Origin of the sequence: Heyndrickxia vini, assembly GCF_016772275.1 — a bacterium.
Taxonomy (GTDB): domain Bacteria; phylum Bacillota; class Bacilli; order Bacillales; family Bacillaceae_C; genus Heyndrickxia; species Heyndrickxia vini.
The window spans coordinates 3,660,899-3,687,500 of sequence record NZ_CP065425.1; the positions used below are offsets into that span (position 1 = coordinate 3,660,899).

Sequence of the window (26,602 nt, forward strand, 5' to 3'; positions counted from 1 at the left end):
AAGAATTATTTAATAACATTATTGCAGACTTTCCGATCTTGACTAGGAATTAGGCAGCAGAGAAAACTATTATTCCCACTGATAAGGTGTTTGTTGATAAACGTAATAATTTAGCCAGTTAGAAAATAACAAATGTGCATGTGCCCGCCATTTGTGTTTCGGTTTTTCATTTGGGTCGTCATTTGGAAAATAGTGTTTTGGCATATATGCCTCCCCACCTTTTTTCGTATCTCTATCATATTCCTCGGCAAGTGTCCCTGCTTCATACTCTAAATGGCCCGTTATCATAATCTGCTTTTCGTCTTTAGAAATCATCAGAAGTGGACCAGCCTCATCCGATTCTGCAAGTAAGATGACATTTTCACATGCATGGATGTGATCTTTTAAATTACCTGTATATCGAGAGTGCGGTGCAAGAAATTCTTCATCAAACCCTCGAACAAGCTTTACATTTGAATTCAAAATAGAATGTTTAAATACTCCTGTACATTTCTGTCCAATCTCAAATTTATCAATGCCAAAATGATAATAAAGAGCAGCCTGTGCCCCCCAGCAAATATGCAGTGTTGAGGTCACATTCGTTTTTGACCATTCCATTATCTCCATTAATTCCTGCCAATAGTCCACTTCTTCAAATGCGAAATGCTCTACTGGTGCACCAGTAATGATCATTCCATCAAAACGCCGATCTTTCACATTTGTAAAGGTCGTATAAAACTGTTCAAGATGCGATTTACTTACATTTTTCGATTCATGTGTAGCCATATGAAGAAACATAATATTGATTTGGAGCGGGGAATTTCCAAGAAGTCGAAGCAATTCCGCCTCTGTTCTTTCCTTTTCAGGCATTAAATTTAATATAAGGATATTTAACGGACGAATATCCTGACTATTCGCTCGTTCATCATCCATCACAAAAATATTTTCCTTCTCTAAAATTTCACGTGCAGGCAATAATTTTGGTATTTTAATAGGCAATCCTATCGCCTCCCATATCTGAATTTTTTCATAATTCCATTATAGGGGTGCTCCTTATGTTTGTCATCCATTAGGATTTCTCGTTATTTTATCTGTATCTTTTTCGTATGTTGAAGTTTTTTCAAAGCATGTTATAATAAAAAGTAACACCATTTAGTGTCATATTTATTTACGGAGGTTATTATTATGGAAAATAAGAAAAACGGGCATTTGCCTGATATTCGATACACAATTATCTTAAATGCACCCATTGAAAAGGTTTGGAAGGCAGTTGCTACTTCAGAAGGTATCGCTGGATGGTGGATGTCAAATACATTTGAACCCATACTTGGAAAAGAATTCGTCCTACATGCTGGACCATACGGTGATTCACCTTGTAAGGTAACAGAACTAGATCCTCCAAATCGTGTAGGTTTTGATTGGGGGAAAGATTGGCATCTGACATTTGAATTAAAAGAGCAGAATGGAAAAACGGAATTTACTCTTATTCACTCTGGATGGGACGCAAATAAGGTGACTGAGTTCAATCAACCTCACACAGTTATTCGAGGAATAATGGATAATGGCTGGGCAGGTCTTGAAGGAAAACTTAAAGAATATATAGAAGCGTAGATGCAAAATTCAGAGTCAAAGCACGATGTCTTTCAGGCGATAGCTGACCCAACGCGCCGTCGTTTATTACAATTATTATCGGAAAATGAAATGTCGATTGCCTCCATCACGAAGTGCTTTTCAATTAGTCGAACCGCTATCAATAAGCATCTCAAGGTATTATCTGAGGCTGGGCTTGTCACAAGCCAAAGAATGGGAAGAGAAACTCGATACAAATTAAAACCAGAACCTTTAAGTGAACTTAAACAATGGCTTTCTGTCTTTGATCAATACTGGACAAGTAAACTTTTTGATTTAAAAAAATATGTGGAGTCCGACGATGAGAACCAGTAAGGACTATAACAAGAGACGAACTTTACGTCTCTTTTTTATGTTATCTATCCTAACTAAACATTGTTTAATGTTTTCCTTTCTAGCCTAAGCACCCATTTATAATACAGTAATACTGTGCATAATAATAATGGATTAATACAAAATGAATACCATATATTCCACCATCCATAGCGGAAGTATCCCCATGGTTCCGGCAATTTTGCAATCATTTCATATAGCAGTAGAAAGAATTCCCAAACTACAAAGTAACCCACTCGTTTTATTAATGAGGAGCCATACGGGAACCAATTTAAAAAGATGACATTAACCGGCGGTATTAAAATTGTATATGCAGGAAGACCGACCCAATCAATGCCTTGAGTAAAATACCAATACCCCTTATACTTCAAATCGATAAAAACATCAAACATTAATTGGAAAGTAATTGTAAAAGACCAAATATGAAGAACTTGACTTCCCGTTAGTCGTTTATTTGTATATAATGCTAGGAAATTAAAAATAATAACTGATAAATAAAGTATGATCATTGTACGCCTCCTATCATTATTATCAGTTACCTTTATTTGTAAAATACCTATTCAAAATAAAAATAAATATTCGGAAATTTACTATTGCATCAATTATTACGAACGCAAATGAATAGAAAAATACCTATCCCCATTTTATTAGGGACAGGTATTTTTATAGTGATATTTTAATTTCCGCGTTCATTCCAGGTAAAACTTTGTCTGAAGCTTGGTTTATTGAGATTTTAACAGGGACTTTTTGTGTTACTTTTGTGTAGTTTCCGGCTGAACTTGATGGTAATACCGAAAAGACGGAATTGGTTGCATATCCTATTTCCTTAACCGTTCCATCAAATGTCGTATCATTGTCACCATCCACAGTAATATCGACACGATCACCTATCTCAATATCTTTAAGATCCGTTTCTTCAATGTTTGCAATAATATACATATGATCTAGGTCGGCCTCTTTTGCTAATTCTTGACCTGCTTGGACCATTTGATTTTTTCTAGCTTCATTTTTGATAACTTTTCCATCCATTTTCGCATCAACAGGAATTTCGTTTTTACCGTCAGATACTTTACCAACTATATCTTTATTAGTAACGTTTTTTCCATCTTTAACATCCCAATTGGTAAGAATACCGGATGTGGGTGCAACAACTCCCATCATATCAGCAGAAACAACCGCATCATCTGTTTTAACATAATTTTTATTTTGAACGTAAAAATATCCGCCTAACGCAATAAGTAGAACTACAACGATAACTCCGATAATATTAGCAACTATAATACGTTTACTCATATACTTTTCTCCTTCATTATTTAATTTTATATTATTTACACTGTTGTTTCTTTCATAGAAGAAACTGGTACTTTCGGTTCCTTCTTCACCAGACCTATTCCTTTTCCAGTCACCATTTTTCCTATTGATGCTACGAGCATGATACAAGCAACACCAAGCATAATTGTAAATAAATGATGGTATGCACCAAGAATAGCCGCTTTCTTCGTATTAGCAATTAATTCATATGAAGCTATTGATTGTGCTTTACTTAAAGGAAGACCAGATTCCATTAAACGATGGGTTAATTGCGCAATTTCCGATTTCGCCTCCGGACCGTTCTCCCCAAGATATTCTTGAATATTTCCATATTGGAATTCATTTTGCGTAGTTAGAAACCAACCAACCATAGGGGTTATAATTGCCCCAATGAAGTTCCGAGTCGAATGCAAGGTTAACGAACGTAATGATGCATGGTGCAAATTACCCGCAAACGCTGTTCCTAACGCACCACCAACAAGCACCATACTAACACCTGCACCTAATAGAGCAATTTGAAAATATAATGTTGCCATCGTAACTTCCGGGCCCATGACTCTCCATTGTAAACATACATAAATAACTGCAAGTGAGCCGATAATCCCCATCTTTCCTGCGCCGAGCATACCGTAAAATATAGTCTTAAGAATCGCAGTTATAAGAATTCCAATAAAAAACCAAATATAAAAGTGCAAGAGATAATGAAATGGAAGATCTTTATTATGACGCAAAAAACCGTTTATACCAGCTATCGCAAGGATGAGCAAGACATGAGATGCAATCGCCATAATCGTTCCGGAAATGGGTTTAGCTGCTTTTAGCGTCCGAAATGGAATTAATGGATTTTCCGCTTTCATATCAATTGAAAGAAACAAGATTAATAAAAGAAATGCAACAACAAAAAACGGCCAAACATATAAAGATGAAAAGCCTTTATCCATTAAGTTACATAATGGAAATGAAAGTACAATTAAAATGAGCGTATATAGAAAGATTCCTGTTTTATCAACTGGTGCTCGATCTAGTTCATACTCTTCCGTCTTTGGCAATCCAAAGAAACCGACAATTAAGCATAGAACAGCAGAGACAATATTTAATATAAATAGCCAACGCCATGCATCGACACTTAATGAAAGTGAACCAAAGAAAGCTCCCAGTGCAGTTGCCCCAAACAATCCTGATATAACCATGAACAGAAAGGTATTTCGGATTTTATTTGGAAATGATTTTAAACTGACGGGCAGCATCGTTAAAAACAAAACACCCGCACTTAAACCTTGAATCGTCCTCCCAATAATTAAAATGATCAAATCCTGGGAAATCGCATTAATAATTGATCCAATTAAAAAAATAAATACAAGGTATAAATAATTTTTCCGAAGTCCAAGTTTTCTTGTAAACAAAGGTCCAAGTGGTACACCTAAAGCGAATGCCAGATTAGATAATGTTGAAGGTAACAGGAGAGCCTTCGAACTTAAATGTAATCCATTTTGAACGATTTCTTGGTTCATCGTATACGAAAGATTAATAAAATATTGCGGTCCAATCGCAAAAATCGTTAAAAATGAGATAATGATGTAATTAGGAATGCCTACCATCCCTTTTGCAATGCCTTTTTGATTCATTCTGATTCCCCTTTCACTTTGTATTTGTCTTCAACAACCAAATAAAAAGAATTTCCGAAAAAGTGGAAATCCGTTCTTCGTTTCATATATTGTATTATGCAATATGTATTATACAACTTGTATTAAAAATAGCAATAGTGTATTTTTGTCATTTTTCCATTTCTCTTTCCCAATTTTAAAAAAAGAGATGACCCACTGCTTAACGTAGGATCATCTCTTCCACTTTTTAAAATCATTATTCAACCGTGATAGGTTCTCTTCTAAACTTTTCAATTCTTCTGTCGACCAATCATGGAGCATTTCCGTATAAGCTGAATAACGGGCGATTTGGACTTTTCGAAGAATTTCATGCCCTTTATCTGTCAATTCAACAAGGCTGATTCTGCCATTTTGAGCATCAGGAAAACGCCTTATGTATTTTTTTGTTTCTAACGCTGAGACTTGTCTACTAGCAGTAGACAGGTTTAGTAATAAATTTTCCGCAAGTGAATTAATGGCTAATGGACTCGATTTTTCAAGTTCACTTAGTAAAAGGTATTCTGAGCGATCCAAACTTCCAAGTTTGGGGCTATGGGCTGTCGTTAGGCGAACAAGCAGGGCAATTTCGTATTCAATCAATTGGAGTACACGATCTGTCAATATTCTTCCCCCTCTTACTTACATCCCGAATGGTTATTTATTAAGTATATCATAGGAAACTTGGTGCCTTCCTCTGCAATTAGACGATATTCCCCTATCTTCTACAAAATAATTAAAAACGAAAATTAATCAAACGTTTGATTAAAAAGCGCAAAATCCTCTATCTTATCGCCTTCACGTATTTAATCCCATGCAAAGATTGTAGAAAACTGAAGATTCTATTCACTCATCCTACATGGCATATTCAACCCAAATTTCATCACCTCGCACTTCCATTCTGATTCCTCTCCACCCTTTCAATAATAGTCCTTGTTGACCTTCCGTGTCATTCATGTTCAGAGTGACTTTTTTAGTCCAAAAATTATTTACATCCCCAAGTTTTTTAACAAATACATACCTTAAGCGTCTCCCGTATTTTTCCTTCAGCGCAGCAATTTCCATCCCTTGAGAAAATTTATCTTTTAAACTAGGTATATTAAATGGAGCCACTGTACAGCAAATATAAGAGTACTTTCCACTTAATTTAGATAACTCATTCATAATAATTTTTGCTAAAATCTTTTGTAGATGATTCCCTCTATATTGTGGATGAACATTCGAAATTTCTTGGTAGACTACACTTGGTAGTTCTTCTTTTGCTAACCCAATATCATAACCTAAATGATCGGAATCTATTGTAGGAACCAAAAGTGCACGAAACGCGATAAGTTGCTCGTTTACAAAAGCCCCCACCATTAAACCATTTCCCTCTAAAATAAATTTAAATTCCTCCAGTGTTAGCGGTTGTAAAATCTTTTTATCTTCTAATGCAGAAACAACTAGATCCTGTAATAGTAATATTTGATCGATATCACAACTTGTTAATCTTGTTACTTTATATGGTGTTCCATCATGCTTCAACGTATCTTCGTAGATGATTTTCACAACTTATCCCTCACATGTTTTAATGTTTCACATATTTCTTATCATACATGAAAACGTATGTTAAAAAAATAAGTGCCCCGTAGCGGGACACCTAATCATTAGACCTTTTTTTCTTTTACCTTTTTTGTTTGATTACTCCATTTAAAGATTTTATCCAAAAATTGATAAATTGCTTTTGATTCTTTCGTCATAAGTGGCCCTAAAACAGCTAATATGAGTACATAAAGGGCCGTAAACGGTTTTAATATTGGAAGTAGTCCGCCAGCAAGACCTAGATTAGCAACGATGATGGAAAACTCACCTCTGGAAACAATGGTTAGACCTATATTTGCGGATGCCTTGTGGGATAATCCCGCCTTTCTGCCTGAAATCATTCCAGCGATAAAATTCCCAATAATCGTAAGGCCAACTGCCCCTAGTGCAAGCCAAATTGCTCCACCTAAGGAAAATGGATCAATTGTTAACCCAAAGCTGAAGAAGAAAATCGCACCAAAGAAATCTCTAAACGGAATAACCAAATGTTCAATACGTTTTCGATGCTCTGTTTCTGAAAAGACAAGACCTAAAAGCAATGCACCGATTGCTTCCGCGACATGAATCGTTTCCGAAAAACCGGCGATAAAAAATAATGCGGCAAAAACAACAAGAATGAAAATTTCATTTGAACGGATAGTAAGGAGCTTATTGATAATTGGTGCTCCCTTGCGAGCAATAATTAAAAATACAAGCATATACCCAAGGCAAATAAGAACGGATCCAATCGTGCCCATTATTGAAGTGGAATCTCCCAGTAAGAGTCCGGACATGACGGATAAAAAAACAGCGAGGAAAATATCATCGAACAAAATAATTCCTAAAATAAGCTCTGTTTCGGAATTAGCTGTTCGTTTTAAATCAACGAGTACTTTTGCCACGATGGCACTTGAAGAGACGCTTAACAATCCTCCAATAATAAGGGTTTCATAAAACGGAAATCCAATAATAAACCCATAAAGCAGACCCAATACAAAATTCATTGTTACATAAATCGATCCGCCAATAACAATGGAACGCCCCGATCGAATTAACTTTCCAACAGAGAATTCAAGACCTAAATAGAAGAGGAGAAAGAGGACACCAATCCGCCCTAAAAACTCAATAAACTCGGAACTCTCAATGAATTTCAGATTAATCACGCCTATCGTCGGGGCGTGCGGGCCGACAAGCATTCCCATAATGATTAAAAATGGAATGATTGAAAATTTCATTTTCCCTGCTATTATCGCAGCAAGCGCAACCAATACCAATGCTGTACCAACTTCTAACACTAAATGATTCATCTAGTATCACCTCTCATTGGACAACAACTCACTGATTAAATTTTTCAGTTCTTTTCTTTCCCCCGAAAGGACAAGTGTATCCCCTTCTTCAATAAGAGATTCAGGTCCCGGATTCAATATTTTTTTCATATTTTTCTTTAAAATCGCAATGACCGTTACATTATATTTGTTTCTAATTTCAAGTTCCCCGATATTTTTACGAATGGCTGGTGCTTTAGGCTCGACTTTATACCACTCAATCACCAATCCATCGAAAGCCATTTCGATCGTTTCAAGTGTTTGAGGTTTATAAATCATCCCACCTAAAATCGCTGCGATATTTCTTGCTTCTGAATCGTTTAACGTTGTGCTCGAAACACTTTCTTCATGATTCGATTCATCATAGTAATACATTTCTCTTCGTCCATCGTCGTGAATAATAATCACAATTTTTTCTTCATTACTCGTAATAATCTCAAATTTTCTTCCAATTCCCGGTAACTCACTCTCCCTAATCATCATTGTATTTCCTCCCTCATATGTTTTGTAACAGATTTAGGAGCTTTTGAAGCTCAAAGGTTTACATCTATTTCTGTTTGAATGATTTCATCCTTTGTAATTCCGAGATATTTACGGGTTTCAGATGGTGTCGCGTGATGAAAATGCTTTTGAAGCAGTGAAATGGCAACCCCTTTTTTATAGGCATGATATCCAAATGTTTTCCGCATGGAATTGGTACCAATTTTCCCCTCAATCCCAACTGAAACTGCAGCATCATGAATAATTCGGTAAGCCTGTTGACGTGTAATCGGTTTTTTTGTTTTAGCGGATTGAAATAAATAGGAGTCTGTAGGTAAATTGTTCGTGTGAATATAATGCAGAAGAGCATTTTTTACTTTGTGGTTAAGATATACATTTCTATCAGGCAGTCTGTAAAAGTTTCTTATTTTATCTTCCTTTTCAAAAACATCCTCTACCTTTAAATTTAGAATTTCAGTGATCTTTAACCCCGTATTTATTCCAAAAACAAAGAGGACATAATCCCGTTCTGAATGCTTTTTTAAATATCTCTTCATGGAATTAATTTGCTTAATATCCCTAAGAGCTTCAACGTATTCCATTTGTTTATTCTCCTTAATCTATGTTACTTAATCATATTATAACATATGGTTATGTAATATAATGTGTGTATTTTTGACAAAGTTTAAAACAATACTGTTTCTATGAATGTCCCTTTATTATTCGGTCACAATCGGCTAGTATTAAATATACAATATAATTATGTCCAAAACTAAGGAGCGAGTAAATTGAATATCCGTGAATGTGAACTCCCGGGCATCGGACAAAAATTCGAAATTCAAACAAATGGAAATGAAAAAATCGTCGTCATTTTGCATGAAGACGGTCAAAGGGAAATTTATCAATTCGACTCGATGAATGCAGAGGAAAGCTCAGGCTGTGTTACATTAACTGATGAAGAATCAAGACAAATTGCTGCAATATTAGGAGGAATTATTTATAAACCGAAGGCAATTGAAAACTTGGAGCATGCATTTGAAGAATTAGTATTTGAATGGTGTAAAGTTGATGCAAACGCAAGCATTATCAACCGTACAATTGGCGAATTAAAAATTAGGGATCACTTTGGCGTTACTATCATTGCAATTGTAAGAAAAAACCGCGAAAAAGTATTAAATCCGGGGGCAAATGAAATCCTTCAACATGGGGATACTGTCGTTTTATCAGGTGAACGTGCGAATATTCAAAGGATTTTATCTAAGTTGTTCAATCATTAGGTTAAAAAAAGATCGAGACAGATAACTCGATCTTTCACTTTTTATGTATATTAGAATGGATTCGTTCCCAGTAGAGTAGCATTTTTCACATAAATTCGAGGGTGCAATTTTAATTGGGAAACAATAAATTCTGCAAGATCTTCAGGCTGCATGTATTTTTCTTCATTTCCAGAAATCAGGTTACTTCTTGCTGCAAGCTCTGTTGCCACTGTACTTGGAGTGAGAGCAGTCACGCGAATATTATTTCTCCGTACTTCTTGTGCTAACGATTCGGTTAATCCAATTAAGCCAAATTTAGATGCACTGTACGCACTTGAGGTAGCAGCACCATTAAGACCATTTGTTGAAGAAATATTAATAATGTCGCCGCCGTTTTTTTCTATTAATTGCGGAAGAACTGTGCGTGTTACATAATAAGGTCCCATTAAATTGACCTCAATCGTCTTTTTCCACTCTTCAGGCTCCGTTTCTAATAGTGGGGCAAACTTTCCTATACCTGCATTGTTAATTAATATATCTGTTGTACCAAGTGTATTTGTAATAGTCTCTATTGCTTTTTGTACTTGTTCATACGATGAAACATCAACAGATGCATAGGCAGCCTTTACTCCATACCCTTCAATTTCAGTAGCTACTTCCTTTAACGCTTCCTCTGTTCGAGCTAAAAGCCCAACATTTACACCTTCTTTAGCTAAAGCAATGGCGATCGCTTTACCAATTCCTCTTCCTGCACCTGTAACAAACGCAACTTTTCCTTTTAATGATTGTGCCAAAGGACTACAACCCCTTTCAAATATATCATTCATTTATTATTGCATATTTAATTACTAACATGCATTTCTAATGCTTCATGAAACTAATGAAAGATACTTTCTATTGGTTTGAAATTTATGTTCCATTTATCGGAATATTTAGTATAATTGAGTCACTAGCAAAATTTAGGATGTGAAACATTGAAAATCAAAAAGTTATCTATCGTTTTGGAAATTATCATATTGCTCTGTTTGACACTCTTTCTAATTTTTGATTATTTTCCACAAGCTCCATTTACCCAATTTATATCGCCTAAAAAGATTTTTTGGATCATCATTTCCATCTTGGTGTTAAGCATGATAATCTTTCGAAAAAACAGCGACGATGGAAATATGTCATTTAAATACTCACTAATATTAAACGGATACTTTATTTTTTTAATTGGGCTATTAACATTGCTCGGGGGACAATCTTCAACGGGTATTTCTTTTAGTAATTATGAATTTTGGATCATATTTATTATTGCGTTAGTCGATATTTGGGGGACATATAAAAAGACAAAAAACCCTTCATTCGCTAAGTTCATTTCAGCTACTCTTCTTTTAACAATCATAATCATCTCGTTCCAATTTTGGAATGAGCACCGTGAAAGAAATTTAGCCGAGTTAATTCGGTTCAACCCACATGATCTTGTATCTATAGGGTTTACAATGAACAAAATTCCTGAAAATAAGACTTATGAATGGATAACGGAAAAAGTTGAACCAGCAAATGAACTTATTGGATATTTAGGGAAGTACCGTGTTAAACGGATATCTGAAAAGGAATATAACAAGACATTGTCGGAAGAAAAGTTTGAAATTACACTCTCACATAAAACGATACCCCCCTCAGTCGTTTTCGGTACTAAAAATTATCTTCACATTCTATCAGGGAAATATTATAAAGTACTGAATGGACCAATTAATATGAGATCAATCCGTTCATATAATGAAAAGTATCGAAAAATATATCAGGAATAGTAGAAAGAGAGGCCTAAAAACCTCTCTCTTTTCTCTTATATTTTTTTTACCATATAGTCATACTCATGATCATTAATTATAATGTTTTTTTCCTTCATGTATCCAAGTTTCTCGTATAGTCGTTTCGCTCCGGGATTATCTTCTGCAACATTTAAAGTGACTCTCGTAAACCCTTTATCCTGTGCCACTTGTTCTGCTTTTTGGATAAGGATTGTTCCAATTCCTCTCCCTTGAAAATCTGGACCAACACTGACCGTATCAATATAATAATCACCTTTGTCAGCTTCTTGATCGAATGACTCTATATGATTTTTCCCTTTCTTTTTCAGTCTTTCAAGAATTGGTCTGTCCAACTTTTCTGCATCGTCACCGGAATAGGCGACAAGAATACCTGCAACATTACCATCAACTTCCGCGACAATACTATTTTGATAGCTCAATCGATTATTTTCCTGATGAAATAAGTCTGATAGAACGTTTCTTATTTTCTCCGTTTCCTTTTCACCCGTTAATGCTTCCGCAATATCATGTATCGCTAAATGGATATAATCTGCCGCTTCCTTTGCATCACTTTTCATAGCTAGTCTGCATTGCATGTTGTTGTCACTCCTCTATTTTCTTGACCAATCTGCGCCTTCATCCATATGGACAAAAGGAATGGTTGTATCAATTTCTCCTACTATCCTTTCAAAAGTGATGTCTTCACCACTTAGCCATTTTTGCCAATCAAACTCATATGGTTCTACATCTCCACCAAGTGCAAACCATGCTTTCATAGCACGTGGTAAATAAGCTGAAGTATGAATTGTTCCTGCCCAGCTCCCATATAAATCAGAAAAAACACCTTTATCGGTACTATTCATTAAACGAAAAGCTTCCTGTGCACCCGAAATTGTTTCTTGGTTTGCTTGTAGAATTTGTAACCGTCTCTTCGAATCGACGAGATGATGGCGATTTTCATCTTGCATTAATTCAAAATGATTGGTGCACGCATTTGCTTGACGAACCCTTACTTCACGGGGAGAAGTTTCCACAATTTGTGTCTCACCATTTTTGTCATATACAACATATGTAAAGGAATGGCGATGTGGAATTTCTTTCAGCATTTCAACGGCTTCTTCCACATTTGCACACGATTCTAATACTAACCTGCCTATCATACAGCAGATGAACCCATCACCTGGAGATTTACGATTCATAAAGTTATAGCCCATGGCCAATCCCTTCTCGTTCATTCCATCCATTCGTCCAGTAATTCGCTGACTCGGTCCCACTATCGCGTAGCCTTGGTCGGTCGGTTGAAAAAAAGTATAACGACCTTCGTATGTCTTAGGATGATAATCATAATTACGGATTAAATAATGATCTCCCGTTAAAATGGAACAGCCTGATCGCACATAATCTAAGCGATATCCTCCAAATTCCATCAACACCCGTTCGATCGGCCATTCCAATGCGTCCTGCAAACCAAGCAGTTCATCCCAAATTCCTGAAGCAAATCGAGTAATCGCTTGTTTTACTTCCTTAGCCTCCACAGTAAATCGGGGTTTTCTTACTTGCCACTGTTTTTCACGATTTTGAATTATAAGTGAATCCTTTAATTTTTTCCCTTGCATATAACCAAAGTCATAATGCGTTCCTCTAAATTGAATAATCTCACTATAAATTTGCTTCATGTCAGATCCCTCTTAGAAAAATTTAGTTCCTTATATTTAAGATACGGGATTAACAAATGAAAATAAAGCATATCCCCTTTTATGCGGACATGGAATCCGTTATTTTTGATAAATGAGCTATTTTAAAAGCCCATCGGACACTGGGTACGTTATTTACGAAAAAACATAAAGAAATCACCGCTTTTTTATAATATAACGGAACCAATGTCCTCAAACATAAGGAATAACCCCATTTTGTCACAGATAGCGGATCGGGAGTCCGCAGAAAAAAAGACCAAATCGTAAACGATTTGATCTTCATAGTGGCAATCTATTACTGTTCTTTATATTGCTTAAATTCCTTCTCAGAACAATATACAAAATGCCCTGGTGTTACTTCACGCATTTTAATTTCTTCGCCTTGTTCATATTGATGAACGGCCGGGTCATATGTTTGGCGCACACGTGTCCGTTCATAATCTGGATCCGGTAATGGAATAGCTGAAAGCAATGATTTCGTATAGGGATGTAGAGGATTATTATATAAATCCTCTGCTGGAGCTAACTCCACTAACTTACCAAAATACATAACCCCAATACGGTCACTTATATATTTAACCATTGATAAGTCATGGGCGATAAATAAATAAGTTAACCCTTTTTCTTTTTGAAGCTTTTTCATTAAATTAACTACTTGTGCTTGAATGGATACATCCAATGCAGAAATAGGTTCATCCGCAATGATAAATTCAGGGTTAACGGCAAGAGCTCGGGCAATTCCGATCCTCTGTCTTTGTCCACCCGAAAATTCATGTGGATAACGATTGGCATGCTCGCGATTTAAGCCAACTGTTTCAAGAAGATGGGCTACCATGTCCATTCTTTCTTTTGGAGATTTGGCCAAACCATGGATATCAATACCTTCTGCAATGATATCAGCAACTTTTGTTCGCGGGTTGAGCGATGCGTAAGGATCCTGAAAGATCATTTGCATTTTTTGATGGAATTTCTTCAATTGTCCTTTTGACTTCTTCGCATGAACATTTTCTCCGTTAAAAGGACTTCCCCACCTGTTGCATCATAAAGTCGAATAATCGTACGTCCAGTTGTTGACTTGCCACAACCAGATTCACCTACTAGGCCAAGCGTTTCTCCTTTAAAAATATCGAAGGAAATATCATCAACAGCACGCACTTCATTCGATGTACCCATATTAAAATACTGTTTTAAATTTTTTATTTCTAATAATTTTTCTGCCATTTTTATTTTGCCTCCTTATTAGGAGCTGCTTTTTTATTAGCATTAAATTTATTCATTCGCAATTGAACTGCTGCAGGCGGTTCCACTTTTGGTGCATCCGGATGGAGCAGCCATGTTGCAGCATAATGCGTATCAGATACTTTAAACATTGGCGGTTCTTTTTCATAATCTATTTTCAACGCATAAGGGTTACGAACAGCAAAAGCATCACCCTTCGGCGGATTTAGCAAGTCCGGTGGTGTTCCTGGAATGACATATAATTCTTCATCGTTCGCATCAAGACTAGGCATGGAACTGATTAATCCCCAAGTATATGGATGTTTAGGATTATAGAAAATTTCATCTACTGTTCCTACTTCAACAATTTTCCCACCATACATAACGGCTACACGATCGGCTACATTTGCAACAACGCCTAAATCATGGGTAATAAAAATAATAGAAGTATCCACTTTCTTTTGTAGTTCTTTCATTAAGTCTAAGATTTGACCTTGAATCGTTACGTCTAATGCTGTTGTTGGTTCATCAGCGATTAATACTTTCGGATTACATGCTAGTGCAATTGCAATTACAACACGTTGTCTCATACCACCAGAAAACTGGTGAGGGTATTGTTTCATACGAGATTCTGGTTTCGGAATCCCGACTAGCTTTAATAAATTGATTGCTCGTTTTCTTGCTTCATCTTTACCAAGATGTTGATGTTTCAACAATGGTTCCATAATTTGCTTCCCGATGGTCATCGTTGGATTAAGTGAAGTCATCGGATCTTGGAAGATCATCGAAATATCTTTTCCACGAACTTTTTGCATTTCTTTCTCAGAAGCTTTGGCAATATCTTTTCCATTAAAAAGAATTTGACCGGATTTAATTTCAGAATTGCTAGGTGGTAACAACCGCATAATGGATTTTGTTGTGACCGACTTACCGGAACCTGATTCCCCAACAATTGCTAGTGTTTCACCTTCATACAGATCAAAGTTTACTCCCCGGATTGCCTTTACTTCTCCAGCAAATGTATGGAATGAAATATTAAGATCTTTTACTTCAAGCATTTTTTTCATCTTTCTCACCTCGCTCTTTAATCTCTCATTTTCGGATCAAATGCATCACGTAGTCCGTCTCCGATTAAGTTACTTGCAACTAATATAATACAAATGACTAGACAAGGAATAATCATTAAGTGAGGTAAGAATTGGAATGTTTTATACCCATCCTCAATCAATGTTCCTAAAGATGCCTTAGGTGCTTGTAAACCAATACCAATGAAGCTTAAGAATGCTTCAAAAAATATCGCACTCGGAATCGTAAACATCGTATTGATGATTATAACCCCTGATAAATTCGGTAATAAATGTTTAAATAAGATTCTTCCATTAGATGCACCAAGTGTTTTCGATGCCATAACATATTCTTGGCTTTTTAGTTTCAATACTTGACCGCGAACGACCCGAGCCATCCCAATCCATCCAGTGATAACCATTGCAATTGTGATGGATAAAATCCCCGGTTCCATAATTAATAGCATGAGAATAACGACAATTAAATTTGGTATACCAGAAATAACCTCTAAAATACGTTGCATGACGTTATCTACTTGTCCACCTTTAAACCCTGAGATTAGTCCGTATGTTACCCCAATAACCATATCAATAAGCGCAGCTAGGAATGCGATATATAATGAAACCCTTGTTCCAAGCCATACCCGTGAAAATAAATCCCGTCCAAGACCATCTGTTCCAAACCAATAGTAGTCTTTAATATGCTGTTCTTTATATACGTTGGTTTCAACTCCGCCAATTTTTTGGCTGCCATCAAATATTCCCATTTTTTCTAAGCCAGGTACTCTTGGAGGAAGATTAGCCCTCGTTGTATTTACTTCCGTAGGATCAAAATGTGAAAGATGTGGCCCAATAATTGCCATAATAATGATTAGTACTAATAGAACTAAACTAATTATCGCACCTTTATTTTTTCTAACCCGAAGCCATGCATCCTTCGCAAAGGAAAGTTGCGGTTTTGAAATAACTTCACTTTCATTTGGATTCACTGGAGCGGGCTCAAACATTTCTTTCGGTATTTTTTCTAACATTTCAGCCATTATTTTTTCCCTCCCGCTACACGAATTCTTGGATCAATGATTCCGTAAAGAATATCAACAATCAAAATGATTACTGTTAATAAGAAAGCAAAGAAAATGGTTGTTCCCATAATAATAGGAAAGTCATTCGTTTGAATTGATTTAACAAACTGCTCGCCGATTCCAGGTATAGCAAAAATTTGTTCTACAACCATGGAACCAGTCATTAAACCAACTGCCATCGGTCCTAACACCGTAATTAACGGAATCAATGCATTTCGGACAGCATGTTTAAAGGAAATTTCCATTTTTGAATTTCCTTTTGCTTTTGCTAATGTTATATAATCTGAACCTAATACTTCAATTAGCTCTGTCCTCATGAACCGGGCAGCTGTTGCGATTGGGAAAATAGCCAATGCAATAGTAGGCATTATGGATGAGGCAAAACTATCCCATGAGGCAACTGGGAGCCATTGTAATTTAACTCCAATGATATATTGTAGTACTGCAGCAAATACGAATGAAGGGATCGATTTTCCTAACACTGCGAGGAATGTACTTCCATAATCAATCCAAGTATTTTGAAACATCGCTGCTAAAACACCTAATAATATTCCGACAATCGTTCCGATAAACATCGCTTGAAAGCCTAGCTGTAATGATGGCCCCATTCGATTGATAAGCAGTTTTGTAACTGGCTGATTATCAAATTGGAATGATACCCCTAAGTCACCCTTTACAATGTTTACCATATATCTTCCGTACTGAACTGGAATTGGGTCATTTAATCCATACTTTTCTTCAAGGATGATCTTTTGTTCGTCAGATAGCTTTTCTTCTGCCCGAAACGGTGTACCCGGCAAAAATTTCATCAAAAAGAAAGTAAATGATGAAATAATAAACAAAGTAAGAATTAAATAAACAATTCTTTTTGAAATATACTTTGCCATCAAGCATACCTCCTAATCCAAATAATTTAAAATCTTCTAAATATGGTGATATATAAAGGGGAAAAGAGAGTAATCTTTTTATTGTAAAAAGATACTCTCTTTTTGGAAGACCTTCAATATATCCTATTGTCTATCTTCTTATTTTTCGATTGTTACATTTTTTAACGTATAATCTGGTCCAAATAAGTGTTCTTCAAAGCCTTTTACATATGGCTTAATTAATTTCAAGTGACCTCTTTGATAAATTGGAGCAATTGCTGCATCTTCTTGAACTAAGATTTTCTCAGCTTGTAGCAATGTTTCCCAACGCTTTTCAAGATCATTACCATATTTTACTTTTGCATCATTGATTAATTGATCATACTTTTTATTTGAGTAACCTGTTTTGTTATTTCCACCATTAGTTACAAATAAATCAAGATATGTCATTGAATCTAAATAGTCTGCTCCCCATCCAGCCATTTGAATTTCATAATCTTGCTTGTCTTGTTTTTGGATACGGATTTTAAATGGAACGTTTGTTAATTTAAGTGTTAAGCCTGGTAAGCTTCTTTGTAATTGATCTTGGAAGAATTCACTTGTTTTCTTCGCATTTTCTGTATCATCACTTAATAATTCAAGTGTTAAGCTTTTTACGCCTAATTCTTTTAAGCCTTTTTCCCAATATTCTTTTGCTTTTGCTTTGTCAGTAGTTAATAAATCTCCACTTGCATCACGGAAGTCTTTACCATTCAATTGATGTACACCTTTAGGAACTAATCCGTTGCTTGGGAAAGATCCATTTGAAAGGATAGTATCTGTGTATGCTTTTTTATCAAATGCCATAGCTAGTCCCTTACGAATATTCTCATTCGCTAAAGGTGTTTTCTTTCCGTTACGCACTTGGTTGAATTTCAAATACCAAGAGCTAGATTCTACCATTTTTAAAGCATCTTTATTGTTTTGATATTGTTTTGCATATTCTGCACTTAACGCAGCTGTAATATCAGTTTTACCTGTGTTGTATAGGTTAATTGCTGTATTTGGAGTTTTTGCAACTTGTACATTTACTTCTTTAATTTTTACATTTGCTTTATCATAATAATTGTCATTTTTCACATATTTCCATGTTAAACCTGTTCCATCCCAATCTTTTAATTCGAATGGACCATTTGAAAGCATATTGTCACTGTTTGTTCCGAATTTATCGCCTTTTTCTGTAACGAATTTTTCATTTAACGGAGCAAAAGTAGCAAACGCTAGTAATGAATCAAGATATGGAACTGCATTTTCTAGTGTAACTTTTAATGTATTGTCATCAACAGCTTCTACACCTAATTGATCAGGTTTTGCTTTGCCATTCATAATTTCATTTGCATTTTTTACTACACCTTGAAACATGTACGCATATTGAGCACCTGTTTTAGGATCTACTGCTCTTCTCCAAGAGAAAACAAAATCTTTTGCTGTTACAGGGTCACCATTAGACCATTTAGCATCTTTGCGAATTTTAAATGTATAAACTTTACCGTCTTCACTAATAGAAGGTTTTCCTTCTGCAAGTGCAGGTACCGGTACATCTTTGTCATTTAATGTATAAAGACCTTCTAATGTTTGTCCGAATACACTGAAACTTGCTGCATCTGTTGCTAAAGTTGGATCTCCTGTTGGGATTTCCGCAGTCTCAATCATATTGAGAACTTGGTCATTTTTTGAACCGCTATCGCCATTGCTTGAGCTCTTCTTATCGCTTCCCGCACCACATGCAGATAGTACTAGTGCAAGTGATAGGGCAATAGCAGTAAATAAATAAAATTTTGACTTTTTCATTTACTTGTCCCCTTTTTCTTTTTTTGAAAAGATTCTAAAAAGCTTTTCTATTAATATTATATAATATAATTCTGATTTGTACATTATTTTGAGAAAACATTTTTAACTTTTTTATACCATATTTATAGGTAAAATTACATTTATTTTCTATTTTATGCACTTTTAAGCGAAATAATTATTTGAAATGTCATAATATTATATAATGTCATAATATTTTAAATATTATTTCACAAAAATTTTATTTTAATTTTTATATTACTTACTATATAATTTTCATTATCTTTATCTCCTCTCTTCCATTTCTTTTAATGAAAGGAATGATTCTATTGTTTAAAAAATATGTTATATGGGTGTTGATTTCACAAATATTTGTCATTCTGTTTTCTTTTATCTTTTATCACTCCATTAATTTATTGGCATATATTAATGTTTCCTTTGTTATTGGTGCTCTTCTTATATTATTAGCATTAACAGGTTACATTATTAATAAAGGATTTTTTGATATTGTATTTGCCAGTTTCCAGCAAATGTTTAGCAAAATGAACGATGAAGACCGAAGACCGTTGTCAAAATTAATTCCATTAAGGTACACTTTACCATTTACCGTAGGACTTGTTACGATTATTTTAATGATCATTGCATTGTTTGTTTATTATGGATAAAAAAAGCGATTGGTGCACCCCAATCGCTTTTTGCCTATTTCTTAGTATAAATATGGATGGCATCTCTCAAAAATTCGGTCATCCCTGGTTGCTTTTCATAATAGGATTTAAATCGTTCATCATCCACATACATTTGTGCAAGTCCTGCGTGAGCTTCTTTACTGTATTCTTTCCAAGTATAGGTCAACCATTGTTTATGCAAGTCTGCTGTTTTTTGTGCAAGCTCACTTGATGGATCACCAGTTGCGAAAGCTTCTACTAACGTTTCTATTACTTGTTTCTCTAGTTTTGTGAATCTTTCATATTGATCTTGAGTCATATTCATTAATTTTGCATTGGATTGATCAATTGTCTCATTGCCGTACTTGTTTCGAATTTCTTCCCCATATTTTTCTTCATTTTCCTCAATCATTTTTTTCTTAAAACCTTCGAATTTCTCTTGGTCCGTCATTTCTATTCTCCCTTCCTTTAAGCAAATCGTTTTATTTACATTTTCGATTAATACGTCTAGTTGTTTTCTTTTTTCGAGGAGTTTCTCACGATGATCCTTAAGTGCCTTTGTACCATCAAAGCCAGGAGTGTTCATGATGTTTTTTATACTTTCTAATTCAATACCTAATTCCCTGTAAAATAAAATTTGCTGCAGTCTGTCAACTTCATTTTGCCCGTAAATTCGATACCCGGATGTATTCATTCTTGCCGGCTTAAGAATGCCTATCTCATCATAGTATCGAAGGGTTCTTGTGCTTACTCCCGCTAATCTCGCTAGCTTTTGCACTGTATATTCCAAAGTTGATCACCTCCTCTTAATGTAAAGGTACACCTTTACGCAACGTCAATGTCAAATACTATTTATTAAATTATTTTATAAGTAATATCCATTTTTTTGACATGGTTTGTCCTATTATTCATATATTCAAATAAAGGGGGGATTGCCATTCATACGAAAATCATTCGGTATTTAGTCGGATATGTTTTTATCACATCTGGGGTAATGAAAATCGTTAGCGAAGATTTAGGGAATTATTTTACTAGCCTAGGATTGCCGTTCCCAATTTTATTAATGAACATAGTTGCAATAATAGAGCTCATTTGTGGTATTCTCATTTTGGCAAATAAATGGGTTAAACAATCAGCTATTCCATTAATGGCCATAATGATTGCAGCAATCCTTTTAACAAAAGTGCCGATATTGCATACGGGATTGATTGCCTTTGCGTTTAATGCGAGGTTGGACATTATTATGATGGCGCTACTTGTGATTCTCTACAAACAAGATATGAATATAAAAGTCCCTTTCAAATAACTGAAAGGGACGCGTAGTACAAATATAGTATTATTCGCTTAAATCTACATTATGATATACTTGTTGAACATCTTCCAAATCCTCTAGCACATCGATCATTTTTTCAAATTGTGCTTTTGCATCTTCCGGAAGTGTTATATCGTTTTGTGCAAGCATCGTTAGTTCGGCAACTGTGAATTCCGTGATTCCAGCACTTTTTAATGCTTCTTGTACGGCATGGAATTGATCTGGTTCAGCATATACGATAACAGAATCCTCTTCTTCAATGATGTCACGAACATCGATATCCGCTTCCATTAACATTTCGAGCACTTCATCCGCAGATTTTCCTTCAAGTCCGATCACAGCCGTTGCGTCAAACATATAAGCAACAGAACCACTAACTCCCATATTACCGCCATTTTTACCGAACGCTGCACGTACTTCTGATGCTGTACGGTTCACATTATTCGTTAAGGCATCGACGATAACCATTGATCCATTTGGTCCAAAACCTTCGTAACGAAGCTCATCATAGTTTTCATCAGAGCCGCCTTTTGCCTTTTCAATTGCACGGTCAATAATATGTTTTGGTACATTATATGTTTTCGCACGTTCAAGTACGAATTTCAATGCTTGGTTAGATTCTGGGTCTGGTTCACCTTGCTTCGCAGCTACATATATTTCTCGACCAAACTTAGCATAAATTCGACTCGTATTTGCGTCTTTTGATGCCTTTTTTTCTTTAATATTATTCCACTTACGTCCCATTATGAACACTCTCTTTCCACTTTAGCTCTACTCAAAAATAGTAATACGAAATCAGCTATTACATCAAGTTTTTTTCAAAATAGTTACAAGGGAACTTTCCCCATTATATATCGCTATATTCTTCGTTTACTATTATACATTAAATGTAATAGAAGTATCGAGTAGTTAGCAAAAAAAGTAAGATCAAATGAATGGAGATGAAAAAGTGCAAAATCCAATTAGATTTTGCACTTTTAGTAAGCTATTAACCTTTTCTAATTCGATGAACTTCGTCAGCAACAAATTGTACAGATGTTCCAACAATTACCTGAATGCTTTGTGGTCCAACAATATTAATTCCTGGTACTCCAGTTGCCTTAATCTTATTTTGGTCAACAGCATTCATATCTTTAACTTCAACCCTTAAACGAGTCGTACAATTATCTACAGAAGTTACGTTCGCATCTCCGCCAAGACCTTCATAAATCTTAGCAGCCATCACTGTAAATTTATTACCTTTATCAGTTGCTGTACTTGCTCCTTCATTATCATCTACTATTTCTTCTCCTCTACCAGGAGTTGCCAAATTAAATTTCACAATAATAAAGCGGAATAAGAAGTAGTAAATAACCGCAAATACTAGACCTTGAACAATTAACATATATGGTTGGTTTGCAATTGGAATTCTTAAACTTAATACAAAGTCGACTAAACCTGCACTAAATCCAAAGCCAGCTGTCCAATGGAATAGAGCGGCAATCATAAGTGATAAACCTGTTAAAACCGCATGCACTAAATATAATGCTGGAGCAGTGAACATGAAAGCAAATTCAAGCGGTTCTGTAACACCTGTGAAGAATGCTGCAAACCCTGCTGCCATCATTAACGCAGCTACTTGTTTTTTCTGTTTTGTTTTTGCCGTATGGTACATGGCTAAAGCTGCTGCTGGTAATCCAAACATCATTACTGGGAAGAAACCAGCTTGATACATACCAGTAATACCTTTTTCACCTTTACTTGCCCAGAAGTTACCAATATCATTAATTCCCGCTACATCAAACCAGAAAACAGAGTTTAAGGCATGGTGTAATCCTGTTGGGATCAATAATCTATTGAAGAATCCATATAACCCTGCACCTGCAGCGCCTAATTTACTAATCGCTTCCCCAAATGAAACTAAACCTGTGAATACTACTGGCCAAACGAAAAACAAAATTACAGATACAACTAGCATAGAAACCGCTGTCATAATTGGAACTAGACGTTTTCCACTAAAGAAAGCCAATGCATCCGGCAATTGAACTTTACTAAATCGATTATACATATTCGCGGCTACAATACCTGAAATAATACCAATAAACGCATTTCCTATTTTGGCAAAGGCAGGACTAACAGCTTTTGCATCAATCCCTTTCAACATAGCCACTGTGTCAGTTGATAATAACGTAGTTACTACTAAATAAGCGACTAACCCACTTAAAGCAGCTGATCCATCTTTTTCTTTTGCCATTCCTAATGCGAGTCCAACCGCGAATAGGATTGGGATATTATCAATAATAGAACCCCCGGCTTTGATTAAAAACGCAGCTACTGCATTTCCAGATCCCCAACCTGTTGGGTCAATCCAATAACCAATCCCCATCAAAATAGCTGCTGCTGGTAATACAGCAACTGGTAACATCAATGATTTACCCATTCTTTGTAGATATTTCATCATGGTAACTATTCCCCCCTAATAAAAACTTATCTAAATTATTTAAAGCATCTCAACATAGTAATCCCCTCATCCGAACAAGTACATTTTAAAAATAACTACTTAAAGGAAATGTTCCTATTAAATAAAATGATTAAAAGAAAATACAAAAGATGGCACATTCAATATTAGGAATAATTCTATTAAATTATTATTATTAAAATGGTTTGTGATGTGAGTACTACTAATTACATTTCATTCCCCTTTGCCTCACCTCCTTAAAATTTTTTAAACTTTATTAAACCCACTGTTTTCTTAGCCTTTCAATATGGAGGGTAATATACCCTAGTTCATGTTCGGGCAGAGTGATGCGATACGAATTCATTATATTATTTGCTACTTCTACAGCACATTGATAGGATAGGGGAAATTTCTTTTTAATCATTTCAATCATTTCATTATCCATCGTATGTAGTTCGTTTTGATTCATTCGCGTTAATGCAAATCGCAAATGTGTGATTAAGCGATGATAAGATATATCATCCTCACTAATATGGATGTTTAGAAACTCCGTTATCGTTTGGACAATATCCCTAATAATCGTCGTTTGAATCACGGTTTGACGCATATCGCCGCCCTGATCTTTCATCGTATGAATATGGAGGGCGATATACGCAGCTTCATCGATTGGGAGTTCGATATTACATGTTTCTTTAATGTATCTAATTGCCCATAGACCGATTTCATATTCTTGTTTATAAAGTATTTTTATTTCATGTAATAACTTGTTTTTTAAATGAATGCCTTCCCGTTCTCTTTCTATCGCAAATGAAAGATGGTCAGTTAAAGCAATATGAATATGCTCATTTAGCTTTACACCAATATACTCTTCTGCATAAGTAATAATTTTTTCAGAGATAATAAAGTGCTCTTCTGGGATTCGATTCAGAAGCTGTTGGAGTTTTTCATTTTCTTTCATGACGAAAAGCTTTTCAATTTTTTGTTGATTGACAACATCATTTTTCTTTTTTCCATATGCAATTCCCGCGCCGATTGCTATTTTCTCTTGCTGCCCATCCCTTACTACAACAGCATTATTATTCAGAACCTTTGATATCTTCATAGAGCCATCTCCTTGTTTTCACTATACGAAACAGTGTATCACTTATCGGAAGATGTTATAACTACTGTTTTTCCCTGTAAACCTTCTTGCTCTTCTGTAACAGTATATTGTTTCTTCCCTTCCATACTATTTGTAATAACTATCGGAGTTATAGTGCTTTTGGCATTTGTCTTAATATATTCCCAATCAACTTCAATTAGTAGCTGTCCGCCAGAAACTTTGTCTCCATCATGAACCACTACATTAAATCCCTCACCCTTTAAAGCAACTGTTTCTAACCCTACATGTATGAGAATTTCTGAACCATCCTCTGCACGCAATCCAACTGCATGCTTTGTTGGCGCAACCTGAATGACTGTTCCACTAACTGGAGCGTGAATATTTCCACTTGATGGTTGAATGGCAATTCCTTCACCCATCATCTTTTGACTAAAAACCGGATCTGGAACTTGTTCAATCGGAACAATTTGCCCATTAACAGGTGCATATATGTGTAATTCTTCTTTTTCTTTTTTGAAAAGATTAAATTTCATTGTAAGGACTCCTTTTTCCTATGGTACAAACATTCTATTTATTAGAGTTGTTTATGGTTTAGCAATAAAATTATCAAATAAGACAATAAAAAAGGCATGGCAGCACAATAAAAGGGTTATCCCTTTTACATACCACCATGCCTGATCGTATCAGTAACATGTGATCAATATCTTATTATTAGGTATATAGTAACATTCTCATTGAAAAAAAACAAGTAAGCGGTAACATTTTTTTAAATTTTTATCAGCGTTAAGAATGTCGATGTCGTAGCTTGTAAATGAGCGCAGCAACTAAATTAGATGGCAAATTTAAAAGATTGCCTTGAAGATTAAAATTAAGTTGTTCTTCTTCGAAGCTCATTTTTTCATACATTTCATTATGAGATATATTTGCTTTCTTTTTTTGTTCCTTTATAGAAGAAATATTATTATACTCGATTGGAATCATAACAAGGAAATACATAATTAAAACGGTCCATAATACAATGAATGCAATATCCATACGACCACTCCTTTGTAGAAAGTAATTCTTTCTACAATGTACTACGTATCAAAAAAGAAAATGTTTCATTCGTTTAATTACATTTTTATTATTTATTTGCTCTTTTAGAACCATGAATATCCTTTTTTACTTCTTCAACATTTGTATCACTGTAAATATTTGTTCCATGCCCCCCGGTTGTTTTAGCTAACCATTCCTTCACTTCATTATATGACATGCCTGATTGAGCATTTTTCCTCCTTACATCATCAATGCTTGTACCAGCTATTGTAAACCCGCTATTATTTTGATTTTCGTTCATAATATCTCTCCTATTAGTAGTATTTCCATTCACTTATAAATTTTTATTCTGTTGTCTTAGTATGCTCATATTCTTTAGTTTTATCGTGAAACAAAAAAACTAGCCATATAAATTTAGCTAGTTTTTTGTCGTATAGAATATTTATTTGAATGGGCCTAAATGGACTCGAACCATCGACCTCACGCTTATCAGGCGTGCGCTCTAACCAGCTGAGCTATAGGCCCATTATGTATATTTGGAGCGGGTGATGAGAATCGAACTCACGACAACAGCTTGGAAGGCTGTAGTTTTACCACTAAACTACACCCGCATGTACAAAATAATTTTAAACCTTTTATGGGGCGGCTGATGGGAATCGAACCCACGAATGTCGGAACCACAATCCGATGCGTTAACCACTTCGCCACAGCCGCCATAATAATTGACAGGGGTAGTAGGAATCGAACCCACATCAAAGGTTTTGGAGACCTTCGTTTTACCATTAAACTATACCCTAACTGGTGGAGGGGGACGGATTCGAACCGCCGAACCCTAAGGAGCGGATTTACAGTCCGCCGCGTTTAGCCACTTCGCTACCCCTCCACGATTAAGAAAGTTATTAAGGGATAAATTATATTTAATGGCGGTCCGGACGGGACTCGAACCCGCGACCTCCTGCGTGACAGGCAGGCATTCTAACCAGCTGAACTA

Annotated in this window: 30 protein-coding genes, 6 tRNA genes and 1 pseudogene (1 of these 37 only partly in view); 6 read left to right on the forward strand and 31 right to left on the reverse strand. The window is 35.5% G+C overall.

The features are described 5' to 3' along the window. Positions 1-69 precede the first annotated feature (69 nt). Positions 70-978 (reverse strand): homoserine O-acetyltransferase MetA, encoded by a 909-nt coding sequence (gene metA, locus I5776_RS18230; RefSeq protein WP_202777941.1) that lies wholly within the window; start codon positions 976-978, stop codon positions 70-72. Between the two features lie 186 nt (positions 979-1,164). Here metA and I5776_RS18235 point away from each other — a divergent pair, with 186 nt between their 5' ends. Further along, positions 1,165-1,590, forward strand: coding sequence for an SRPBCC family protein (locus I5776_RS18235; protein ID WP_202777943.1), 426 nt, complete (start codon positions 1,165-1,167; stop codon positions 1,588-1,590). After that, on the forward strand, positions 1,591-1,923 hold the full coding sequence (locus I5776_RS18240; protein WP_202777945.1) for an ArsR/SmtB family transcription factor: 333 nt from the start codon (positions 1,591-1,593) through the stop codon (positions 1,921-1,923). 53 nt (positions 1,924-1,976) lie between these two features. Here I5776_RS18240 and I5776_RS18245 read toward each other — a convergent pair whose 3' ends face one another. The 8 genes from I5776_RS18245 to I5776_RS18280 all read right to left on the reverse strand — a co-directional run bounded on the left by I5776_RS18245 (position 1,977) and on the right by I5776_RS18280 (position 8,859). Further along, positions 1,977-2,450, reverse strand: a complete 474-nt coding sequence (locus I5776_RS18245; protein ID WP_202777947.1) for a hypothetical protein — start codon at positions 2,448-2,450, stop codon at positions 1,977-1,979. Positions 2,451-2,604: 154 nt separating this feature from the next. Next, entirely contained in the window at positions 2,605-3,234 is a 630-nt protein-coding gene (locus I5776_RS18250; RefSeq protein ID WP_202777958.1) for a biotin/lipoyl-containing protein, read from the reverse strand. 35 nt (positions 3,235-3,269) lie between these two features. Further along, entirely contained in the window at positions 3,270-4,877 is a 1,608-nt protein-coding gene (locus tag I5776_RS18255; RefSeq protein WP_202777960.1) for an MFS transporter, read from the reverse strand. Positions 4,878-5,087: 210 nt separating this feature from the next. Continuing rightward, entirely contained in the window at positions 5,088-5,516 is a 429-nt protein-coding gene (locus tag I5776_RS18260; RefSeq protein ID WP_202777972.1) for a MarR family winged helix-turn-helix transcriptional regulator, read from the reverse strand. Between the two features lie 231 nt (positions 5,517-5,747). After that, a complete protein-coding gene (locus tag I5776_RS18265; protein WP_202777974.1) occupies positions 5,748-6,440 on the reverse strand; it encodes a GNAT family N-acetyltransferase in 693 nt (230 codons plus the stop codon). A gap of 98 nt (positions 6,441-6,538) precedes the next feature. Further along, a complete protein-coding gene (locus tag I5776_RS18270; protein WP_202777976.1) occupies positions 6,539-7,759 on the reverse strand; it encodes a cation:proton antiporter in 1,221 nt (406 codons plus the stop codon). A gap of 6 nt (positions 7,760-7,765) precedes the next feature. Then, positions 7,766-8,260 carry a cation:proton antiporter regulatory subunit gene (locus tag I5776_RS18275; RefSeq protein ID WP_202777978.1) on the reverse strand — a complete coding sequence of 165 codons (495 nt, stop codon included), beginning with the start codon at positions 8,258-8,260 and terminating at the stop codon, positions 7,766-7,768. 50 nt (positions 8,261-8,310) lie between these two features. Beyond that, positions 8,311-8,859 carry a tyrosine-type recombinase/integrase gene (locus I5776_RS18280; protein WP_202777986.1) on the reverse strand — a complete coding sequence of 183 codons (549 nt, stop codon included), beginning with the start codon at positions 8,857-8,859 and terminating at the stop codon, positions 8,311-8,313. Between the two features lie 186 nt (positions 8,860-9,045). On the opposite strand from I5776_RS18280, the gene I5776_RS18285 reads away from it, so the two are divergent. Then, positions 9,046-9,534, forward strand: coding sequence for a cation:proton antiporter regulatory subunit (locus I5776_RS18285; RefSeq protein ID WP_202777987.1), 489 nt, complete (start codon positions 9,046-9,048; stop codon positions 9,532-9,534). Between the two features lie 50 nt (positions 9,535-9,584). Here I5776_RS18285 and I5776_RS18290 read toward each other — a convergent pair whose 3' ends face one another. Next, on the reverse strand, positions 9,585-10,307 hold the full coding sequence (locus I5776_RS18290; protein WP_202777988.1) for a 3-ketoacyl-ACP reductase: 723 nt from the start codon (positions 10,305-10,307) through the stop codon (positions 9,585-9,587). 336 nt (positions 10,308-10,643) lie between these two features. Between I5776_RS18290 and I5776_RS18295 the strand changes: the two genes are divergently transcribed. Further along, the gene (locus I5776_RS18295) at positions 10,644-11,309 is read left to right on the forward strand and encodes a hypothetical protein (RefSeq protein ID WP_202777989.1); all 666 of its coding nucleotides are present in this window, start codon (positions 10,644-10,646) and stop codon (positions 11,307-11,309) included. A gap of 35 nt (positions 11,310-11,344) precedes the next feature. Here I5776_RS18295 and I5776_RS18300 read toward each other — a convergent pair whose 3' ends face one another. The 8 genes and pseudogenes from I5776_RS18300 to I5776_RS18330 form a co-directional block, all read right to left on the reverse strand. After that, entirely contained in the window at positions 11,345-11,905 is a 561-nt protein-coding gene (locus I5776_RS18300; RefSeq protein ID WP_202777991.1) for a GNAT family N-acetyltransferase, read from the reverse strand. A 15-nt stretch (positions 11,906-11,920) separates the two neighbouring features. Next, complete coding sequence (locus I5776_RS18305; protein ID WP_202777993.1) at positions 11,921-12,985, reverse strand: C45 family autoproteolytic acyltransferase/hydrolase; 1,065 nt, start codon at positions 12,983-12,985, stop codon at positions 11,921-11,923. A gap of 313 nt (positions 12,986-13,298) precedes the next feature. Beyond that, positions 13,299-13,646, reverse strand: a complete 348-nt coding sequence (locus I5776_RS21830) for an ABC transporter ATP-binding protein (RefSeq protein ID WP_425490388.1) — start codon at positions 13,644-13,646, stop codon at positions 13,299-13,301. Between the two features lie 102 nt (positions 13,647-13,748). Then, positions 13,749-14,224: pseudogene (locus I5776_RS21835) on the reverse strand (ATP-binding cassette domain-containing protein); the annotation flags it as partial. A 2-nt stretch (positions 14,225-14,226) separates the two neighbouring features. After that, entirely contained in the window at positions 14,227-15,288 is a 1,062-nt protein-coding gene (locus I5776_RS18315) for an ABC transporter ATP-binding protein (protein WP_202780856.1), read from the reverse strand. Positions 15,289-15,305: 17 nt separating this feature from the next. Continuing rightward, a complete protein-coding gene (gene opp3C / locus I5776_RS18320; protein WP_202777995.1) occupies positions 15,306-16,325 on the reverse strand; it encodes an oligopeptide ABC transporter permease in 1,020 nt (339 codons plus the stop codon). After that, positions 16,325-17,254: an oligopeptide ABC transporter permease gene (gene opp3b, locus I5776_RS18325; RefSeq protein ID WP_066236031.1), complete on the reverse strand. Its 930-nt coding sequence runs from the start codon at positions 17,252-17,254 to the stop codon at positions 16,325-16,327. Before opp3b ends, opp3C begins: the two co-directional genes overlap by 1 nt. Before the next feature lie 138 nt (positions 17,255-17,392). Beyond that, positions 17,393-19,063: a peptide ABC transporter substrate-binding protein gene (locus tag I5776_RS18330; RefSeq protein WP_202777997.1), complete on the reverse strand. Its 1,671-nt coding sequence runs from the start codon at positions 19,061-19,063 to the stop codon at positions 17,393-17,395. Between the two features lie 326 nt (positions 19,064-19,389). Between I5776_RS18330 and I5776_RS18335 the strand changes: the two genes are divergently transcribed. After that, positions 19,390-19,725, forward strand: a complete 336-nt coding sequence (locus tag I5776_RS18335; RefSeq protein WP_202777998.1) for a DUF3899 domain-containing protein — start codon at positions 19,390-19,392, stop codon at positions 19,723-19,725. 34 nt (positions 19,726-19,759) lie between these two features. Here the strand turns inward: I5776_RS18335 and I5776_RS18340 are convergent, their stop codons facing one another. Beyond that, a complete protein-coding gene (locus tag I5776_RS18340; protein ID WP_202777999.1) occupies positions 19,760-20,515 on the reverse strand; it encodes a MerR family transcriptional regulator in 756 nt (251 codons plus the stop codon). Between the two features lie 96 nt (positions 20,516-20,611). Here I5776_RS18340 and I5776_RS18345 point away from each other — a divergent pair, with 96 nt between their 5' ends. Beyond that, entirely contained in the window at positions 20,612-21,031 is a 420-nt protein-coding gene (locus tag I5776_RS18345) for a DoxX family protein (RefSeq protein WP_246483837.1), read from the forward strand. 30 nt (positions 21,032-21,061) lie between these two features. On the opposite strand, the gene I5776_RS18350 is transcribed toward I5776_RS18345, so the two are convergent. From I5776_RS18350 to I5776_RS18405, 12 genes are all read right to left on the reverse strand, one after another. Then, on the reverse strand, positions 21,062-21,781 hold the full coding sequence (locus I5776_RS18350) for a YebC/PmpR family DNA-binding transcriptional regulator (RefSeq protein ID WP_202778000.1): 720 nt from the start codon (positions 21,779-21,781) through the stop codon (positions 21,062-21,064). Positions 21,782-22,025: 244 nt separating this feature from the next. Beyond that, a complete protein-coding gene (gene nagE / locus I5776_RS18355) occupies positions 22,026-23,477 on the reverse strand; it encodes an N-acetylglucosamine-specific PTS transporter subunit IIBC (RefSeq protein WP_202778001.1) in 1,452 nt (483 codons plus the stop codon). A gap of 274 nt (positions 23,478-23,751) precedes the next feature. Then, entirely contained in the window at positions 23,752-24,576 is an 825-nt protein-coding gene (locus I5776_RS18360; RefSeq protein ID WP_202778002.1) for a PRD domain-containing protein, read from the reverse strand. 38 nt (positions 24,577-24,614) lie between these two features. Beyond that, positions 24,615-25,109 (reverse strand): PTS sugar transporter subunit IIA, encoded by a 495-nt coding sequence (locus tag I5776_RS18365; RefSeq protein ID WP_202778003.1) that lies wholly within the window; start codon positions 25,107-25,109, stop codon positions 24,615-24,617. A 250-nt stretch (positions 25,110-25,359) separates the two neighbouring features. After that, complete coding sequence (locus tag I5776_RS18370) at positions 25,360-25,611, reverse strand: DUF3949 domain-containing protein (RefSeq protein WP_202778004.1); 252 nt, start codon at positions 25,609-25,611, stop codon at positions 25,360-25,362. An 88-nt stretch (positions 25,612-25,699) separates the two neighbouring features. Next, positions 25,700-25,912, reverse strand: coding sequence for a gamma-type small acid-soluble spore protein (locus I5776_RS18375; protein WP_202778005.1), 213 nt, complete (start codon positions 25,910-25,912; stop codon positions 25,700-25,702). A 150-nt stretch (positions 25,913-26,062) separates the two neighbouring features. After that, positions 26,063-26,136: transfer RNA gene (locus I5776_RS18380), tRNA-Ile, on the reverse strand. A 12-nt stretch (positions 26,137-26,148) separates the two neighbouring features. Next, positions 26,149-26,222 (reverse strand) — tRNA-Gly (locus tag I5776_RS18385). Between the two features lie 27 nt (positions 26,223-26,249). Next, positions 26,250-26,325 (reverse strand) — tRNA-His (locus I5776_RS18390). Between the two features lie 12 nt (positions 26,326-26,337). Next, positions 26,338-26,407, reverse strand: a tRNA-Trp gene (locus tag I5776_RS18395). A 3-nt stretch (positions 26,408-26,410) separates the two neighbouring features. Then, positions 26,411-26,494: transfer RNA gene (locus I5776_RS18400), tRNA-Tyr, on the reverse strand. A 38-nt stretch (positions 26,495-26,532) separates the two neighbouring features. Continuing rightward, positions 26,533-26,602, reverse strand: a tRNA-Asp gene (locus I5776_RS18405) (it continues 7 nt past the right edge of the window).

Excerpts from the sequence above, each read along its gene's own strand:
- I5776_RS21830 (WP_425490388.1), bottom strand. The coding sequence starts at position 13,646 with ATGAAAAAGCTTCAAAAAGAAAAAGGGTTAACTTATTTATTTATCGCC.
- I5776_RS18255 (WP_202777960.1), bottom strand. The coding sequence starts at position 4,877 with ATGAATCAAAAAGGCATTGCAAAAGGGATGGTAGGCATTCCTAATTAC.
- I5776_RS18350 (WP_202778000.1), bottom strand. The coding sequence starts at position 21,781 with ATGGGACGTAAGTGGAATAATATTAAAGAAAAAAAGGCATCAAAAGAC.
- I5776_RS18295 (WP_202777989.1), top strand. The coding sequence starts at position 10,644 with ATGATAATCTTTCGAAAAAACAGCGACGATGGAAATATGTCATTTAAA.
- I5776_RS18280 (WP_202777986.1), bottom strand. The coding sequence starts at position 8,859 with ATGGAATACGTTGAAGCTCTTAGGGATATTAAGCAAATTAATTCCATG.
- I5776_RS18330 (WP_202777997.1), bottom strand. The coding sequence starts at position 19,063 with ATGAAAAAGTCAAAATTTTATTTATTTACTGCTATTGCCCTATCACTT.
- I5776_RS18240 (WP_202777945.1), top strand. The coding sequence starts at position 1,591 with ATGCAAAATTCAGAGTCAAAGCACGATGTCTTTCAGGCGATAGCTGAC.
- opp3b (WP_066236031.1), bottom strand. The coding sequence starts at position 17,254 with ATGGCAAAGTATATTTCAAAAAGAATTGTTTATTTAATTCTTACTTTG.
- I5776_RS18275 (WP_202777978.1), bottom strand. The coding sequence starts at position 8,260 with ATGATGATTAGGGAGAGTGAGTTACCGGGAATTGGAAGAAAATTTGAG.
- I5776_RS18370 (WP_202778004.1), bottom strand. The coding sequence starts at position 25,611 with ATGGATATTGCATTCATTGTATTATGGACCGTTTTAATTATGTATTTC.
- I5776_RS18235 (WP_202777943.1), top strand. The coding sequence starts at position 1,165 with ATGGAAAATAAGAAAAACGGGCATTTGCCTGATATTCGATACACAATT.
- I5776_RS18300 (WP_202777991.1), bottom strand. The coding sequence starts at position 11,905 with ATGCAATGCAGACTAGCTATGAAAAGTGATGCAAAGGAAGCGGCAGAT.
- I5776_RS18315 (WP_202780856.1), bottom strand. The coding sequence starts at position 15,288 with ATGAAAAAAATGCTTGAAGTAAAAGATCTTAATATTTCATTCCATACA.
- opp3C (WP_202777995.1), bottom strand. The coding sequence starts at position 16,325 with ATGGCTGAAATGTTAGAAAAAATACCGAAAGAAATGTTTGAGCCCGCT.
- I5776_RS18360 (WP_202778002.1), bottom strand. The coding sequence starts at position 24,576 with ATGAAGATATCAAAGGTTCTGAATAATAATGCTGTTGTAGTAAGGGAT.
- I5776_RS18375 (WP_202778005.1), bottom strand. The coding sequence starts at position 25,912 with ATGAACGAAAATCAAAATAATAGCGGGTTTACAATAGCTGGTACAAGC.
- I5776_RS18250 (WP_202777958.1), bottom strand. The coding sequence starts at position 3,234 with ATGAGTAAACGTATTATAGTTGCTAATATTATCGGAGTTATCGTTGTA.
- I5776_RS18245 (WP_202777947.1), bottom strand. The coding sequence starts at position 2,450 with ATGATCATACTTTATTTATCAGTTATTATTTTTAATTTCCTAGCATTA.
- nagE (WP_202778001.1), bottom strand. The coding sequence starts at position 23,477 with ATGATGAAATATCTACAAAGAATGGGTAAATCATTGATGTTACCAGTT.
- I5776_RS18305 (WP_202777993.1), bottom strand. The coding sequence starts at position 12,985 with ATGAAGCAAATTTATAGTGAGATTATTCAATTTAGAGGAACGCATTAT.
- I5776_RS18365 (WP_202778003.1), bottom strand. The coding sequence starts at position 25,109 with ATGAAATTTAATCTTTTCAAAAAAGAAAAAGAAGAATTACACATATAT.
- I5776_RS18270 (WP_202777976.1), bottom strand. The coding sequence starts at position 7,759 with ATGAATCATTTAGTGTTAGAAGTTGGTACAGCATTGGTATTGGTTGCG.